Consider the following 16,995-nt stretch of genomic DNA (forward strand, 5'->3'; position numbering starts at 1 on the left):
AGTGTCACTTTTCTATACCTACTCCTCCCTTATTTTAATCCCTGTTCTATAATGAAAACTTTTCTATATACATTGATTTTTGGCTGTATGCTGGGCAATGGTCATGCCCAAGTCCTCCGTTTCGACCGTACGACCCACCAGTTTGGCAAAATCCAGGAAACGGGCGGGCTGGTAAGTACCCGCTTCACTTTTACAAATATTTCCGATACCATCATCAAGGTAGAAGCTACCTATGTTACTTGTGGCTGTACTGCCCCCAAAATAACTCAAAAACCTTTGCAACCCGGCGAACAAGGTACCTTAGAAGTACAATACGATCCCAATGGACGACCGGGTAAATTCAACAAAAAAATTCGACTGTTGGGCAAAAAACTGACCAACAAAGCCGTAGTCTACATTCAAGGCGAAGTACTTCCCCACCCTTACCCGGTCATTACGGGTAGCCTGCGCTGGAAAACCACCCTCTTCAATTTTGGACAACTGTGGCACAATCAAACCGATACTTTATGGTTGCCTGTAACCAACACCGGAACAACACCCATTACAATTTTGGCAGATCAACTACAGTTGCCTCAAGGACTGCGCTTGCTCACCTATTCTGCTACTTTACAACCTCAGGCAAACGACAGCGTGGGGCTGGTTTGGAATGTACCCGCCAGCGATCAATGGGGATTTTCTTTTGAAACACTCAGCTTGCCTATTCAACTTATATCGGGCAAAAAAGATAGTATTCGGTTACAAGCGACCGCCAATATTAAAGAAGATTTCTCTAAAAACCTGTTTTTGGGTAAAAAGGCGCAGGCAAGCATCACAAAAGACAGTTTGTTACTGCCTGCCATAGTAGCAGGAGAAAGCAATACAGGGAGTTTCCAACTGACCAACACGGGCAACGAGGTGCTATGCATCAGGCAAGTAAAAACCTCAAGCACGTGCTTAAAGGTAATGGCTGAAAGTCGCACCCTGGTGCCAGGGAGTAGCACCCATTTGCGGGTAGACTACACACCTGGCAAGCAGCAGTTTGGCAAGCAACAGTTTGTAGTGATGCTGACGGTCAATGACCCAGCGAAGCCTCAAATTCGCCTCCTGGTACATGCCGAGGTGAAGAAAAAGACCAAGTAGCAACACACCTGCCAGTTATAGGCAGATGTAAATATTAAACTGATGCATAATGAAGCAAAAAATGACAGGCTTCAATCTAATTAAAGTAACCCTAAAAAGTACCTGAGCCATGTTATACAAACAAATAAGCTTGTGGATTTTGCTCCTGCTCTGGAGTGCCTTTGCCCAAGGGCAAGACAGTGTTTATAAGCAACTTCAGACCCAATTGATTAAGGTAACTGATGGGGGCATTATAGAACTACCCACGGGTACTTATTATTTAAAAAAAAGCCTCTCGATGGAAGGTAAAAATAACGTGACTATTCGAGGCAAAGGCATTGGAAAAACCATCTTAAACTTTAAACAACAACAAGCAGGTGCCGAAGGCATCAGGGTAACCAATGGCAACAACATTGTGCTGGAGGACTTTACTGTGCAAGATGCTTTGGGCGATGCCATTAAGATAAGTGAAACAGAAGGAGTCATATTTCGCCGCATCAGAACCGAATGGACAGGAGCACCCAAAGCCACCAACGGAGCCTATGGTTTGTATCCTGTAGTTTGCCATAAGGTACTGGTAGAACATTGCCAGGCACGAGGGGCTACCGAAGCAGGCATATATGTGGGGCAGTCGCAAGATGTGATTGTGCGTTATTGCGAAGTAGACCAAAACGTAGCCGGCATACAGATAGAAAACTCGTTACGGGTAGATGTACATCATAATTTGGTGAATAATAATGCCATGGGTGTGCTGGTGTTTAACCTGCCTGCCATTAGTTTAACCGGGCGAAAAATCAGGGTGTACCAAAACCAACTCTATCGCAATAACTTTCAAAACTTTGCCTCTCAGGGCAATTATGTAGCCAGCATCCCCTCGGGTACAGGCATATTGATCATGGCAGCTCAAGAGGTAGAAATATTTGAAAACACCTTTACCAACAATCAGACAGTAGGTACAGGCATCACGAGCAACCATACTGTACACAAGCGCTACAAAAAATATTACAATGCTTATGCCAGTGGCATTAGTATTCATGACAATACCTACCAACGAGGCTTAAAACCCACGGTGTTTTCCCGCCGTTTTTCCGGGTTAAAACTCAAGCCACAAGCTGTTCCTCACATTATCTTTGATGGGGTAACCAACCCGGCAAAACCCACACAACAAGTGCTGTGTATCAGAGATAATCGGGTGCAAGACAAAGCTCCTTTGTTTGCCGATATAAACATAAGCCAAGGCTTTAAAAACATTCGCTACAATGTTCGAGCATATCGTTGTAGCCTGCCTAAGTTGAAACAGGTATGGGTAAAATAAAGAAACTAATAACGGTGAGCCTCCTTCTGTGAAAAATATTCTTCTACCAGCATTGCATTTTTTTTACACAATTTAACCTTTTATAAAACAATGAAAAAACAAAGAAAAAACGTATGGTTGTTTGCCTTTTTGTTGGTGCTATGGGGGCTTAGTCCTTCAAACGCCCAGCAAACTGGCTTTGAAGGAATGCTGGCTTATGAGGCAAGTGTTGAACCAAGCACCAAAGATACTTCTAAGATTACAAAAAAGGAAGACAATACTTTTGGTGTTTGCACGAATGGGTTTCATGTAAACGTCAATGGACGCGGTTATTGTTCTTTTCCTCCGTCAGGTGAGCCAGTGGCTATTATTAAAAGGTCAAAGAATCCATCACAGGGAACAAGCTACGAAGTGGCACTTCCAAATTCAAACGGCGATTACAACGTAGTGGGCAGTTATGGTAGTCTTCCTGATATACGTGTAGGACCAGAGAGAATTGCTGACCCAATAAATGATTACAAAAATATTTCAGATGGTCCTGGTTTTATTGCAGTACAAGATATAATGCATAATGGTACAGATGATGACCCTGTGTATTGCAATGCTCATGATCCATTAGGTTCAAGCCCTTATTATACTTGTTTTAGTTGCAAACCTGGTGATCTGAGGTTGAAAGACGCAGCTCAGGATGTAGCACAAGCAACAGCCATTGGAGCAGCACTTTATGGAGCCTGGGGGCTCATATTTACACCAGCTGCTTTTATCTTTCTTCCAGCCGCTGCTGCACTTACTGCTGTCTCTGCCATTGCTGCTGGCGTAGCTCATGTGAAAGGCAAAACATGTGGTAACGGTGCACCTAAATTTCGTAAAGCCAAAAGCATACAAGGGATTCTTGACCCCAAAAGAGTAGAGTTACACATATACCCTAACCCGGTAGCCAACCAGGGAATACTCAATATTAGGGTGCCTCAAGCCGATCAGCTCACGGTAGAAGTAATGAATCTGGAAGGTAAACACCAACAGACCTTATTGATGGGTGAACAAATCAATGGTGGATTGAATAAGATTCCACTCAGTTTTAATCAATTAAATCCTGGTCAATACATAGTAAAGATTACCAGCGTAGTAAATAATATTAAAATCACCCGAAAAATTGTAAAAAAATAATTCTTCAATCAATAAAGAAGCGATTTCAATCGCTTCTTTATTCAATTTTCCCACACTATGAAAACCATCATTACATTGTTGTTAGGCTGGGTTGCTTTGCTGATTACACCAGGGTATGGACAACAATTGATACCCAATACTGGCAAAAAAGTTATGCCCTCTTTACGTTTTGAGAGAAATGAACATGTTTTTGGTAAAATTCAGGAAGTTGACGGAACGGTGAGCACCACTTTTAAATTCACCAATCAGTCTGATACCATCCTGCATATTGCTGGCACCTGGGTAGGGTGTGGTTGCACTGTTCCCAAAATTGAACGTAAGGCATTGCCTCCTGGTGCCAGTAGCCATCTAACGGTAAAGTATGACCCTACCGGGCGCGCAGGCAAGTTTCGGAAAAAAATCAGGGTGTTAGGCAAAAATATTAAAGGCAAATCTGAAGTATACATTACTGGCGAGGTAATGCCCCACCCTTACCCTATTATAGCAGGCGGCTTACGCTGGAAAACCACCCTATTTGACTTTGGGCTACTCAACCATACCCAAAGCGATACTACCTGGCTCCCCATCATCAATATAAACCAAAAACCCATTCAGGTGGATAAAAAAAATATTCAACTTTCTCAGGGGGCAACATTGCTGGTACCATTTGACTCACTGGCACCGAAAACACCAGCACGTATAGGCTTGGTATGGAATGCCCCACTAGCTGATCAATGGGGGTTTATTTACCACAAATTTACTTTACCTATTATTCAAGGAAAAAGCAAAAAAGACAGCGTTTACTTGGTTATGACTGCTCATGTCAAAGAAGATTTTACAAAGGCTTTGCTATCAGGTAAAAGGGCGCAAGTTGCACTACAGCAAGACAGCATAACACTAGGAAAAGTGATGGCAGGCAAAATTAAGGTCAGCCGTTTTCAACTTACCAATACAGGCAACGATGTGCTGCACCTTAGACAAGTAAAAACTTCATGCAAATGCTTGAAAGCAATTCCTGAAAGCCATACGTTGATGCCTGGTAGCAGCACCCACTTGCGGGTAGAGTACCAACCCTTACCTCAGCAAACAGGCAAGCAAACAATGGTAGTCATGCTTACTGTAAACGACCCTGATAGACCTCAGGTAAGGTTAGAGGTAGGAGCCAATGTGAAGACAAAAACTAAATAAATTGGGGCAATGAAACAGTTATTGATAGGTGTGCTGTGTCTGATTACTTATTGGCAAGCTGATGCCCAAGCCAATTTTCATAAAAAATGGCAGACCCAGTTTATTCTGGCTCAAAACGGCGACACTCTTACCTTACCTGCGGGCACTTTTTACCTCAAAAAAAGCCTTTCGCTGGAAGGTAAAAAAAATGTAACCATTCGGGGGGCAGGTATGGGCAAAACCGTGCTCAATTTTAAAAATCAAGTGGATGGAGCAGAGGGTATTTATATCAGCAATGGTGTCAATATTATAGTAGAAGACCTTACAATACAAGAAGCCAAAGGCGATGCCATCAAAGCCATTCGGGTCAAGGGGATTACTTTGCGAAGGGTAGAAACCGAGTGGGTGGGTAAACGCCAAGGCATTCAAGGTGCCTATGGTTTGTATCCGGTGCTGTGTCAGCAAGTATTGATAGAGCATTGCCAGGCGCGGGGAGCATGCGACGCAGGCATTTATGTAGGGCAATCTCGTGACATTGTTGTACGCTATTGCGAAGTAGAATACAATACTTCGGGTATCAATGTAGAAAACTCAGTCAGAGCCGATGTGTACCATAACCTTAGCATGCACAATGCAGTAGGTATTTTGGTGTGCAGTGTCCCCCTGCTAATGAATAATGGTGGTCACGCTCGGGTTTTTTCTAATAAAGTGTATTACAACAACCATAAAAATTTTGGCCCCTGGGGAGAAATTGTTACCAAAATGCCCTCAGGTACAGGCATTATGGTGGTGTCTAATCCACAAGTAGAGATTTTCAATAATGAGATTGTGGGCAACCGTACCATGGGCACTGGGGTCATGAGTTTTTCTACCGTTGATTCTTCAAAATTTGATGCTGCCTACTTTGATCAATACCCCCATAGGGTGAGCATTCATCATAATGTTTACCAAGGCTCCGTTCTTGGCACCATGTTTAGCAAAAACCTGGCAAGCCTGAATTTTGGCAAGATGCAAGCCCCCCACATCCTTTTTGACGGAGTAGTCGACCCAACAAAACCAATGCAGCAAACCCTCTGCATTCGTGGCAATCAAGTACAGGATCAATACCCTTTGTTTGCCAATATTAATGCAGCCCAAGGCTTTAAAAATATTCGATACAATATTGATGCATACAACTGTAGCTTGCCCAAATTAGAGCAGGCAGGGGTGGGTTTCAAATAGAAATAAATTATCAGAGATGAGGCATCTGCTGTGAAAAATATTCTTCAATCAGTATTACATTTTTTTTACACAATTTAACCTTTTATAAAACAATGAAACAACAAACAACAAACCTGTGGCTACTCGCCTTTGCATTAATATTAGGCGGACTTTCACCATCATTTGCGCAGCAAGAGCACAAACCATCGCTGCTTGCTTTGGCCAAGATTGCCCCTAAACCAAGCATTGACAAATTGTATGCGTCAAAAAAAGATACCAATCGAGTAAAGCATTCTTTTGGCTGTGTGGGTAATTTTCACTTAAGCTTTAATAATGGAAGCGTGGGTTGTTCTTTTCCTAATGTACCCTCAAGCGCTAATCCTGATACCCCTGTTCCAGTAGCTCGAATAGAATGGACGCCTGGTATACAAGGGGGCAGTAAGCCTTACGAAGCAATCGCAATTGGCAGCAGTGGTCAGCCTGTAAGTCGGGGAACCTTTGAGGAAGCACCTGAGGTAAACTATGAAAAAGTAAGCGATAGTGGCGTGCCTGATGGATACAAAGACATTCCAGTGGCTGAGATATTAGGGGACTTGCCTAAGGCAGTACAACCCCAAAGCCCTGGCGAAAAATTTGACTGTGACGTTTATGGCAACTCGGCGGGCAACAAGATGAATGTAAACTGTAAAAGGTGCAACCCAAGCGGCGCAGCACTGGTATTGGCAGCTGTTGGGACAGGCGCAGTAGTAGTAGGAATAGCTACAGTAGTAGCGGGCCCCGTAGTACCTACCGCTTTGGGGGTAGCCACTCAACTGACTACTGCGGGTGCTTTTTTTGCCTTAGGGACAGCAAGTTTTACTACATCAATTTTAGCAACGCTGGAGGATTGTAATCTTGTGCGAAAAACTAAGTATTATCAGGGAATTAGTCAGCCAGCTGTAGTAGGTTTAAAGCTATACCCTAACCCAGTAAAAGAGGTAACTACTTTGCGTATTCATTTGCCACAAAGTGAGTCTCTGACTGTAGAGGTGTTTGATACTCACGGAAAGTTACAAAAAACTGTATTTGTAGGCAAACAATTTACTGCAGGTGAAAACCGCATTCCAATGCAATTGGGAGAGCTTACCGCAGGCAAATACCTGGTAAAAGTAACCAGTGCCACTGGTAGCATTAAACTAACCCAAGCATTGGTTAAGCTATAAAACCCGACCTGAAAAGCTTTTAGAGCCTTTCAGGTTTTTTCTTCTTTTCTATTCACCTGCAAAATGAGATATTTATTCTTCATCACCTTGGTGGTACTGGGCAATGTTATGACTAATGGGGCGTTTGCACAACCCCACATATACCAACGATTGCAAAGCCAACTGATTACAGTAGCAAACGGTGACACTGTTTATTTACCTAAAGGTACCTTCTTTATGGAGAAGAGCCTTTCGCTGGAAGGTAAAAAAAACATCACTATTCGAGGAGCGGGAATGGGCAAAACTGTATTCAACTTTAGGAACCAAAAATCTGGGGCGGAGGGCATCAAAATCGCCAATAGTTACCACATCACTATTGAGGGTTTGACTGTACAAGAAGCCAAAGGAGACGCTATCAAAGCTATCAATGTAACAGGCATGATCTTTAGACATGTCGAAACCGAGTGGGCAGGCAATCACCAAAACTCTTATGGCGCTTATGGTTTATACCCGGTGTTGTGCAAGCAAGTGCTCATTGAACATTGTCAGGCACGAGGGGCTTGTGATGCAGGCATTTATGTAGGGCAGTCCAGCGATATAGTTGTGCGTTATTGCGAGGTAGAAAAAAATGTAACAGGTATTAACCTGGAAAACTCCGCCAGAGTAGATGTGTACAACAACCTGTCAATGAACAATGCTTGTGGCATATTAGTCATGGATGTGCCCACTGTAATGGTGACTAATGGAGGACAGGTGAGGTTGTTTAAAAATAAAATTTTCAGAAACAACCACCGAAACTTTGCCCCAAAAATGGCTATGGTGGCAGGGGTTCCTTCTGGTTCTGGTATTATGGTAGTAGCCACTTCTCAGGTAGAGGTTTTTGCCAATGAAATAATCGATCATCAGACCATTGGAACTGGAGTGTTTCATTACGATTTGATTGGCATCGAAACTACTTATGAAAAATACAACCCTTATCCCAGCAATATTTCTATTTATGACAATGTATATCGGCGTTCAAGGCTTGTTCCTAAGTTTCACCGAAAACTGAAAAACATTCCATTCAAGCCCTTTCAAGCCCCTCATATCATTTATGATGGAGTAATCGACCCGGCAAAAAAAGGCAAAAATACATTATGCATTCGCAACAATCAAGTGCAAGACCAATATCCCTTGTTTGCCAATATCAATGCAGCTCAGGGATTCAAAAATATTCGATACAATGCTAAAAAGTATGACTGTTCTTTGCCTCGTCTGAATAAGGTGTGGGTAGGGTTTGAGTAGTTGTTTTCCACCCAATTATTTTTTTCACTTTAAAATAAATTATCAATTATGCGAAGGTTAAATCTACTGTTTTAATTACCCTATTATTTATAAGCTATGCTTGTGCCAACAAAAAACAAACTCTCCCAACACCTCAACAATACACAAGAGAAGGCATAACCAACGCCGTTTTTCGAGGCAATCATAATGACAATATTCTAACAGGCTCCAATGGCAATGACCTAATAAAGGGCGGTGAAGGAGATAATGTGTTATATGGGGGCAATGGTCATGACATTCTTACGGGAGGAAGTGGCAAGAATATTTTGTATGGAAGGGCTGGCAATGACAAACTTTTTATCGCAGAAGTAGGTGGGGAAATTCGAGATGGTAACGATGTTTTTCACATCAAACCTCAATCATCTGGTGACAAACAAACGAACGTTTTTGGCGGAAATGGCACTTATAACCGCATTCAGATATATGTAAATTCTACAGAGGTTGTGTTAGTTCCTTATGCTTTTCGCCCCGACAATAATAGCTATTCTGGGGTCTATTATATCAAAGAAGGGGGGAGGCTCCGTCAACTTTGAAGACATCCATGCCATTATTTTCAATGATCGGACAGAGGATTTTTAATTCTATATAAAGCAAAAAGATACATCCAAACAATTACGGCTTATCTTATTATTTTACTCAACTTTTTTTATAAAACAATGAAAACAACAAATACAACAATAGTACTATTCATAATTCTGTTTGTACTATGTGGCTTTACCTCAACTACTGCTCAACGCTCTCAACTAGCTTTAGCTAAAGTAGAATCTACCCCTGCAATAATGGGTACCTCCAGGCAGGTTTCCAGTGAAGATAAAAACTTCGGGTGCCTCAATGGGTTTCACATAAAAATCAACGGAGGCTCAGTGAAATGCTCAAAACCCAATGGAGGAGATAAACCTATGCTTAAACTGAAAATTTCAGGCTCTTCAGGATATGAGTTGTTTACAGTGGGCACCTTTGGGCTCAGTAAAATTGGTGAGTATGACTCGCCTCCTAAAGTAGAATATGAAAAAGTAGATGGTTCAGGGAATAGTTCAGGTTACCAAGAAATTGACCTGAATGATTTACTGGGGGACTTTCCTAATGCCCAGACTCAACCTGACGATAATTATACTTGTGACTTTTATGCCAACAGTAATAGGGTAGGTGTAAACTGCAAAAGATGCTCTTTTGCGGGTACCACAGTGGCTAAACAACTCAAGTTTGAAGGAACGCTCAAATACGTTATTGGAGGTGTAGTGGCTACTGGTGGGCTTTTAACTGGAAATGGCTGGGCAATCGTCATAGGGGCTGGTTTTTTTATAGCAGGTACCACTGATTTTATCCGAGCACAAACACTGGAATCTATAGATTGTAACAGTTTCCGTCAAACCAATTATTACCAGAGCATTACTCAATCCGAAGTTGTAGGGCTGAATGTTTACCCCAATCCGGTTATACAAAAAACCACTTTACAGATACATTTACCCCAAGCAGAAGACCTCACTGTAGAGGTGTTTGACCTGAATGGGGTCGCTCAGAAGACTTTACTTATTGGTAAGCGTTTTCCAGCAGGCAATAATCAAATTCCGCTAAGTTTAGGTTTGCTTGCTCCAGGAAAGTACCTCATCAAAGTTACCAGTTCTTTGAGTAATATTAAAATTACCCAACCCATCATCAAGCAATAGTTACTATCAATTAGTCCTCAACTCATCATCAGTTGGGGCTTTTCATTGCTCACCTTTTCTAAAACTATTTTACAAGCCTTCAGCCAACTTGTGAACAGTTATTTTATGATCATTATCTCACTCAATTTTTTATCTAAAAAACCAAATCCAAATGAAAAAGTACTGTCATTTCATCATTCTATTTATCCTGCTTTTATGTAGTCAAAGTGCCACAGCAGGGTACATTCGCTGGGCAACGGCGCCCAATACATATAATGACCATGCCAACGTAAATAACCATAGCTCTATTGGTCATTTACTTAGTATTTCTCAACCTGGAGACGAAGTGTATATAGGGCACTCTGGCAACTACCGCATCACAACCCCTTTAGTAATGAAAGAAGGGGTTACTCTTAAAGCAATGGTAAGCGGGGTAAATGTGTTTTTTGGAGTTTCTCAATTGGCACACAAAGACCAAATAATGGTAAATATACAAGGTAACTTTATTACTATCGACCGAATTACTTTTGATGGCGAGCACCGAGCCAAAAACATTGTGTACAATAACCCTGACCTTGTATATCATCACTTGACCCTTAAAAACTGTATTTTTAAAAGTACTCGTCCAGGCAGGGCAGACGGAGATGTGTTGATGCTACAAAAGGTGAATAATTTACACATAGAAAACTGTGGCATCTATGACGCTTCAAACCCTACTGCTTTTGGCATCAAGGTAGTCCATTCTAACGATGTGCTCATCAAAAACTCTATCATAGCCGATACAGGGTTACATGGCATTTACTTGCCAGGGGCTCACCGGGTAAGAATTGAGGGCTGCGAGATAACCCGAACTGGCATGGACGGTATCACTGGTTACCACTCAAGTGACCATTGGAACCGACGTGATTTTGTAATTGTAAACAATCATATTCATCATACCGCCTGGCATGGCATACATGTCTCTGGCGAAGGCATCTACATCCGTAATAATGATATTCATGATGTGGTGCTTACGTCTATTTATGTGGGAGATCAACGTGAAGATGACTATTACCAGGAAGATAGCCGGGAAGTGACCATTTGGGACAACCGCATACAAAAAGGGCACGTAAATATTGCCCACTTTAAACCCGACCCTGACACTAAAAGTTGGATGCCTGCGGTTGAGGTAAACTTCTGGAACAACGGCAACTCTTACACTTTTGGAGCCTGGGACTCTTCCAAAGATCTCATTGTGGGGCTCAATACTTATTATTATTCAGGTGCTCCGTGTCATCTAGTCAATTCATCTGGAACCGTTGAAAAGGACATACATATTAATATTAATAATCCTCGCCCTGGTGCTACTTCAAGAGTGGCCAGTGCAATGAAGCCAGACAAAGAAATGTCAAGCATAGAGCGTGATTTGTTATCAATAAACCTCATCTATCCTAATCCGGTGGTTGCCTCTGCCAACATTGAGTTTACGCTTGCTAAAGCAAGCATCGTGAAGGTATACATTCTTGACCAAACAGGGCGACTTGTAAAAAAACTAATTGATCAACAAAAACTCCACAGTGGGCAACATACAGTTCGCTGGAATACTACTAATGAGTCAGGTGTACCAGTCAGTAATGGACATTATTTTTATTTTATTCAGGCAGGTGCACAAACCAAAGTCAAGCGGTTAATTATAAGTAGATAAGACGACTTTTGATATGAGTGTAAGCAGGCAAAACTGAATATCTGCCTGCTTTTTTCTCCGTTTTTTGACTCTAGCCAGCACCTTCTGATGATGCTGAAAAGCAGCCATTCCAAGTACACTTTCCAAGGGTTTGCCAAGCTTGCTATGACAGGTAATATTGTCTATTAAAAGTTAAAACACTTTGGTAATCTTTTACAAAAAGGTCTGTTCTGTAATTTGTTTCATCTTTTCCTTTTTTCGTTTTAGTTATAATCCTCTTTATTGCCATACTTTTGCAGAAGTTTTTGATAGCAATAATTAAAAATAAAACAACTATGGAAACACAAGTTTTTACAGTGGCTTCATTAGAAGCCAAAGAAGGAAAGTTTGAGGAGTTAAAACAAATTGTAGCTGACTTAGGGAAAGGAACCCGTGAAGAAAAAGGAAATATTGAGTATCTAATTATCGAGGACCCTACAAAGCCCAACACCCTTTTTTCTATTGAAAAATGGGAAAGCAAAGAGGAAGAAGCAAAACATTGGGAAACAACCCATTTAAAAAATGCACTATCTAAACTGGAAACATTGTTGGCAAAAGATGTAGCCATTTATTTAAACAAAGGAGTTCAGGTTTTTTAAAAAGATAAAACAATGAGTAAAACAATTCTAATCACAGGTGCAGGTTCAGGCTTGGGTAAAGGCACTGCTTTAGGGCTTGCCAAAAATGGTCATCAAGTAATTGCAACGGTTGAAAACTGGCCGCAAGTATCGCAACTAAAAGAAGATGCTAAAAAGGCAGGTGTTCAACTGATTATTGAAAAGATGGAATATACAAACGAAAACGATCAAAACACTGTTTTACACAAATATGGTGAGCAAGTGGATGTTTTTGTAGCAAATGCTGCGATAGGAGAAACAGGTCCTGCGGCAGAAATACCACTTGAGCGTTATCGTCAGGTCTTTGAGATCAATGTATTTAGAACACTTGAGCTTTCTCAGAAATTTGCGGCACTTTTTGCAAAGCAGGGTTCAGGCAAAATTGTAGTGGTGTCTTCTACAGCTGGTTTAAGGCCTTACCCTTTCTTGGCACCATATACTGCGTCTAAGCATGCTATAGAAGCAATTTTCCAGTTAATGCAATTAGAGCTTAAGCCGCTTGGTGTGCAGGTAGCTATTATTAACCCTGGTCCCTACAACACTGGCTTTAACGACCGTATGTATGACACCGTAGACCAGTGGTTTGAACCAGGCAAAAACTTTACTCCTGAAAAACCACTTCGAGACATGCAGGCAATGTTTGCAGACCCTAACTTCCAATTTCCTCCACAAGGCATGATTGATGTCATGGTGGATGTAATTCCTCAAGATACACATAACTTCCGTACTGTGTTCCCGGCAGAGTTTGGTGAGGATGCAAAAAAATATCAGGAAGATCTTTGGGATTTAACTGTAACTTCAGAACTTGTTTAAAGCTTGTCTTTTGAGTTAAAAATGATGCGTTTTTTGTGCTGGCAAAGTACATTTTTAAGCCAATAGCCGTAGCTCAGAATATGATTTTTAGACAAGCCTTCAAAGAGAAGCGATTAAAAAATAGACTACTAATGTGGATATAAGCAAAATAGTGATGCACCTGATACTACAATAACCTTTAAATAAGGGAGCAAACAAGAAATAACCTACCCATTTTGTAGCTGCTCTTTTGCCCCGAGACTTTGTTACTTTTTGCAGCCATAGCTCTGCTATGACTTTAAAAAGTGCCGCGTCTCAGAATAAAATAGCTATCAAAGAACGGGGATCTTATTTTTTAATTACTCCCTAAAGACTATGCTTGTAATTTAGTGAAAAAACGGGTCGTAAAATAATTACATTTTACGACCTGTTTGTTATAAAAGTAACTATGATGCATTTTACAAAAATAAAAGAATATAACGCTTACGTTGGATATGGCGCTCCCAAAAAAGACTTAATTGATGTGGTGAGGTATAATGATTTTAAAGACCTTCGCTTGTCTTGTTCCGGGCTGTCAACAGATTTTTATATGATGGCGTTTAAACGCAATATGACAGATTTAGAATGGTTTGGCAATACCAAATATGATACAAAATCTGGTTTTTTATATTTAATACAGCCTCATCAAGTGTATAAATGGAACACTGATGAAGCTTGGGAAGGCTATCATATGATGGTTTCGCCAGTTCTATTGCAAGAATACAATATTTATTTTAATTATTTTCAATACGAAATTTCAGAAGCCTTGTTTTTAACAGTAGATGAGCAAACTCAAATTGAAATATTGTATGCTCAAATCTTAACCGAATATCAAAAAGATAATTACGAATTGGACTTACTGATCGCCTATAGTAACCTGATTTTTACGTATGTTGGTAAATGTTATAAACGCCAGTTTGAGACGAGACAACCTTTGTATAACAAGGTGGTGGTTGAATTTAAGAAGCTTCTAAAAACCTATTATAGTAATGATCCAGAGGTGTTACCTTCGGTGAATTATTTTGCCGAACAGTTAAACTTATCTACCAATTATTTTGGAGACTTAATTAAATACAATACTGGGAAAACTGCCTCTGAAATTATTCAGGAGAAAATCATTACTGAAGCCAAACATCAATTAAAATCAAGTAATAAAACAATCGCAGAAATTGGGCATAATTTGGGATTTGAATATCCAACTTATTTTGGTCGTTTGTTCAAAAAACATACAGGGTTAACACCTTCACAGTTCAGAAAATAAAGCAGGAAAAGCCAGCAGATAACAACGCCTGTAGCTTCTCTAGAAAGCAAGCCCAACCTTACCAGATTTACCTTCAGTAAAGCTGGGCTTCATTCAGAGTGTAAGGTCTTAAACCTTAGTTTTAAAGTAAAAAACTAAAAATCTGTTAATTTCAGTTTACCTTCCAGTACTTTATCTACCAAATTCTCAAACTGTAGAATCAATTTCTCAAAACTGCCAATAGTCATAGGCTTCCCGTCAAACCCGTTAAAAGTAGCTTGCTGTAGCTCCACCAGCTCATTGTCTTCATCTATGGCATTCCAAAAAATATCCCGATTTAAATTCCAATAATCTATTTCTTGTTGAGTAGTAGGAGCCTGTGGAATGAGCATAATAGAGTGTACCAACGTGCTTTTTTCGTCAATAGGAAAGTTGAATATGACCATGGCATGGTCAGGCTGTACTAATATAACTGTGTTAGGAAAAATATTGACCAGAATATTGGCATGTTCCCGAAGTTGCCAGCTTTCCCTGGGGGTATTTTTGATACGAGTAATAGATTTTTTAGGAAATATAATTGAGCTGTGCAACTTGTTGTGGTAATTGACTCCAGCATTGTCTACAAAGTACGACCCAATCGTTTTGGCGTGTGCAATCTTGAAATGATAAGCTTCCAGACCACTGTCTATAACCAGTTTCCAATTTCCTGCAACTGTCCTGGTTTCAGACTTGTAGGGCACGTGCGTATCCAAGCCAAAAGTTTGGTAGACATTATATACTTCTTTCAGAAAGTTATCCCAATTGAACTTTCCCTTCAATCCGGGGTTGGGTACCACAAACACCAACCCAAAATGCACACTGCAATCCAACGAAATCAGACTGTGGTTAGTTTCGTTTACCCCTTCAAAACCTTTATTATGCAAAATACCTTTTAAGCAACCTGCCGTATCATACGACCAGGCGTGATAAGGGCAAACAATGTTTTTTTTGAGGTGACCTTTTTCTTCTCTTAACAAACGTACTCCTCTATGGCGGCACATATTGATAAAGGCACGTACCTCCCCATCCTTTCCTTTGAGTACTACAATGGGCACTCCTGTAAGGTCATGCAAAAAATAATTGCCATTTTTTTCCAATTGAGCTACCACCCCCACTGCGATGGGAAAGTCTTGAAATATTTTTTTACGTTCTTTATTTAGTTGCGCCTGAGAGGTGTAACGTTGTGTGTCTATTTTATGGGTAACTCCATCAGGGGCTTCAGGGGTTTCGAGGTGTTTGAAAACGTCGTCCATTAAGGCCAATTGTTGGGTATGTTTCATATTGATATTGCTTAGGTTTGTATTTTTGATAAGACCAAGACAGGTAATTGAAGCATCAGATTATCTTCTTGTTCAAGTACAAAACTAAGGCGTGAAATAGAGGAAGGGCTTGATCTATATCAAGAATTTGAGTTACTTCTGATCCGACTCAAGGTTTCTGGGGTAATCTTAAGCATAGAAGCAATGTGTTTTAAAGGTACTTGATTAAAAAGCTCTTTGTGCGATCGGTACAAAAAGGTGTAACGTTCTTCTGCTGTCATTGACAGCAAAGCATATACTCTTTTTTCCAGAGAAGTTAACAATTTTACCAAAAACAGTTTTTCCGAGGACTCCCAAACAGGGGCTAGTTCTTTAATTTTGAGATAGTTTTGTTGAGATATGGCATATACTTTACAATCAGTCAATGCTTGTAAATGCCATTTGGCAGGCATACTCAGAAAAAAACTGGAAGAGTCAGTCACCAAATGCCCTGCCCAATAAATCCAGTAGGTAATTTCTTTGTCATCATTTTGAAAGTGACACCGCAAATAACCACTTTCAATAAAAATCATTTGCTTACAAAATCCTCCTTTACGAACCAAATAATCTTTTTTTCTTAAGGTTTTCTCCCGGAATAAAGAAGCCACACTTGAGGCATAATGTGAGGGTATTTGCAAGGTGTTTTTAATATAGTGTTCAAGCATTTTATGAAGAGTCCAGGTATGTGTCAATTTTGTGCAAGACAGATGCACCTTGGTGACTTAAATTACGCAGTATACGAAAAAGTAAACTACATAGGCTTTTGTCCGCGAAGCAGTAAATCTATTGAACCATTAAAATATGCATGCCCCAAGGAAACTGTGTAACATCAATGAGTTATTTTTTTAGGAGAGTGAAGGTTTTGTCCCCTATTTAAATTTAATGGGCAATTATAAGGTAACCACGCAGCAATCGACCAAAGCTGGTTTTATTGACTATTTTATCTTATTACCCCTTCAAATTGAACAACATAAGGTGTTTACAATATACCAAGGACTTAAACTCGTGATGGGAGGGGTATTTTTTTCATCTAAAAGTTCATACAATTTGTTAGAACATCAGCAATATACAAAGCAATGATCATTGTTGTGATTGACCTCTGATATTTTAATGTGACACTATAAGTAGTTGTATTACAATAGTCCGTACAGTTTTAACAAAAATGCAAAAGGGTCGTAAAAGTTAATTGCGAAAAAAACCAAACGACCCATGC

Annotated in this window: 15 protein-coding genes; 13 read left to right on the plus strand and 2 right to left on the minus strand. The window is 40.3% G+C overall.

The annotated features are described in order from the left end of the window. Positions 1–51: 51 nt before the first annotated feature. The 13 genes from Q0954_RS17365 (at position 52) to Q0954_RS17425 (ending at position 14,466) form a co-directional block, all read left to right on the plus strand. A complete protein-coding gene (locus tag Q0954_RS17365; RefSeq protein WP_299458765.1) occupies positions 52–1,119 on the plus strand; it encodes a DUF1573 domain-containing protein in 1,068 nt (355 codons plus the stop codon). A 109-nt stretch (positions 1,120–1,228) separates the two neighbouring features. Beyond that, positions 1,229–2,413: a parallel beta-helix domain-containing protein gene (locus tag Q0954_RS17370; protein WP_299458766.1), complete on the plus strand. Its 1,185-nt coding sequence runs from the start codon at positions 1,229–1,231 to the stop codon at positions 2,411–2,413. Between the two features lie 90 nt (positions 2,414–2,503). Beyond that, the gene (locus Q0954_RS17375; protein ID WP_299458767.1) at positions 2,504–3,559 is read left to right on the plus strand and encodes a T9SS type A sorting domain-containing protein; all 1,056 of its coding nucleotides are present in this window, start codon (positions 2,504–2,506) and stop codon (positions 3,557–3,559) included. Between the two features lie 57 nt (positions 3,560–3,616). Then, on the plus strand, positions 3,617–4,726 hold the full coding sequence (locus tag Q0954_RS17380; RefSeq protein ID WP_299458768.1) for a DUF1573 domain-containing protein: 1,110 nt from the start codon (positions 3,617–3,619) through the stop codon (positions 4,724–4,726). 9 nt (positions 4,727–4,735) lie between these two features. After that, complete coding sequence (locus Q0954_RS17385; protein ID WP_299458769.1) at positions 4,736–5,926, plus strand: parallel beta-helix domain-containing protein; 1,191 nt, start codon at positions 4,736–4,738, stop codon at positions 5,924–5,926. A 92-nt stretch (positions 5,927–6,018) separates the two neighbouring features. Next, on the plus strand, positions 6,019–7,107 hold the full coding sequence (locus tag Q0954_RS17390) for a T9SS type A sorting domain-containing protein (RefSeq protein WP_299458770.1): 1,089 nt from the start codon (positions 6,019–6,021) through the stop codon (positions 7,105–7,107). Positions 7,108–7,170: 63 nt separating this feature from the next. Beyond that, entirely contained in the window at positions 7,171–8,370 is a 1,200-nt protein-coding gene (locus Q0954_RS17395) for a parallel beta-helix domain-containing protein (protein ID WP_299458771.1), read from the plus strand. A 194-nt stretch (positions 8,371–8,564) separates the two neighbouring features. Further along, a complete protein-coding gene (locus Q0954_RS17400) occupies positions 8,565–8,942 on the plus strand; it encodes a hypothetical protein (RefSeq protein ID WP_299458779.1) in 378 nt (125 codons plus the stop codon). Between the two features lie 123 nt (positions 8,943–9,065). Next, positions 9,066–10,076, plus strand: coding sequence for a T9SS type A sorting domain-containing protein (locus Q0954_RS17405; RefSeq protein WP_299458772.1), 1,011 nt, complete (start codon positions 9,066–9,068; stop codon positions 10,074–10,076). Between the two features lie 151 nt (positions 10,077–10,227). Continuing rightward, positions 10,228–11,739 (plus strand): right-handed parallel beta-helix repeat-containing protein, encoded by a 1,512-nt coding sequence (locus Q0954_RS17410; protein WP_299458773.1) that lies wholly within the window; start codon positions 10,228–10,230, stop codon positions 11,737–11,739. Positions 11,740–12,053: 314 nt separating this feature from the next. Then, positions 12,054–12,356, plus strand: coding sequence for a putative quinol monooxygenase (locus Q0954_RS17415; RefSeq protein WP_299458774.1), 303 nt, complete (start codon positions 12,054–12,056; stop codon positions 12,354–12,356). A 12-nt stretch (positions 12,357–12,368) separates the two neighbouring features. Then, a complete protein-coding gene (locus Q0954_RS17420) occupies positions 12,369–13,187 on the plus strand; it encodes an SDR family oxidoreductase (RefSeq protein WP_299458775.1) in 819 nt (272 codons plus the stop codon). Positions 13,188–13,614: 427 nt separating this feature from the next. Next, positions 13,615–14,466 (plus strand): AraC family transcriptional regulator, encoded by an 852-nt coding sequence (locus Q0954_RS17425; protein WP_299458776.1) that lies wholly within the window; start codon positions 13,615–13,617, stop codon positions 14,464–14,466. Positions 14,467–14,600: 134 nt separating this feature from the next. Here Q0954_RS17425 and Q0954_RS17430 read toward each other — a convergent pair whose 3' ends face one another. Both Q0954_RS17430 and Q0954_RS17435 read right to left on the minus strand, forming a co-directional pair. Further along, complete coding sequence (locus Q0954_RS17430; RefSeq protein WP_299458777.1) at positions 14,601–15,764, minus strand: SRPBCC family protein; 1,164 nt, start codon at positions 15,762–15,764, stop codon at positions 14,601–14,603. A gap of 119 nt (positions 15,765–15,883) precedes the next feature. Next, entirely contained in the window at positions 15,884–16,447 is a 564-nt protein-coding gene (locus tag Q0954_RS17435) for a Crp/Fnr family transcriptional regulator (RefSeq protein ID WP_299458778.1), read from the minus strand. Positions 16,448–16,995: the final 548 nt, after the last annotated feature.

The sequence above is a fragment of the uncultured Microscilla sp. genome (assembly GCF_947493425.1).
GTDB lineage: Bacteria > Bacteroidota > Bacteroidia > Cytophagales > Microscillaceae > Microscilla.